The organism is Streptomyces sp. AC627_RSS907 (genome assembly GCF_019049165.1).
This window is the reverse complement of sequence record NZ_JAGMUE010000341.1, coordinates 1-586: the sequence shown is the minus strand read 5'-3', so window position 1 is coordinate 586 and position 586 is coordinate 1. Positions and strand designations below refer to the sequence as shown.

Sequence of the window (586 nt, the reverse complement as noted above, 5' to 3'; positions counted from 1 at the left end):
CGATGGCCCTGCTCGCGGGTGGCGGTTCGTGACGGCGTGTGAGGTGCGGGTCGAACTCCTCGTATGGCATCCGGCCGACCCGGCCGCGCCGCTGGACGTCTCCCGGTCGTGGCCCCGGGTCCTCCAGGTCGCCCGCGCCGGTGCGGCCGGGCCGCCGGGCGTCATCGTGCGGCCGGGCGAACCGGTGCGTACGGCGGCGGGGCGGGTCGCGACCGCGCTGGGCCTTCGGCCGCCGCTCCAGCCGCGCCTGCTCGCCGTGGACCAGCGGCCGGACGAGGGCGGCGCGTGCCCGGAACAGCTCGCGCTGATCATGGACGGCGGCTGGCTCGGTACGGGCGGTGGTGGCCTTGTCCCGTGCGACTGCGGTGATCACGAGCTGGTGTGGACGCCGATCGCGGACCTCGGCCGGGTAGCCCTGGTGCACGCGTTGCGCGTCGCCGTGACCGGCCAGCCGCCGCCGCTGCTGTGGCGGGGCACGTCGGGGGCGGCCGGCACGTCGTGACCACCCGCGCGCTGGGCGGCCACAACCGACGTACGCGGACATCGGCGAGGCCGTCGCGGCGCGCCCGCTCGTCACGGGTGGTGG

The 586-nt window shown here is 77.5% G+C and carries 1 protein-coding gene; it reads left to right on the top strand.

The annotated features are described in order from the left end of the window. The coding region (locus KUM32_RS35615) for a hypothetical protein (RefSeq protein WP_374227589.1) at positions 1–502 on the top strand (502 nt) is incomplete at its 5' end. Positions 503–586: the final 84 nt, after the last annotated feature.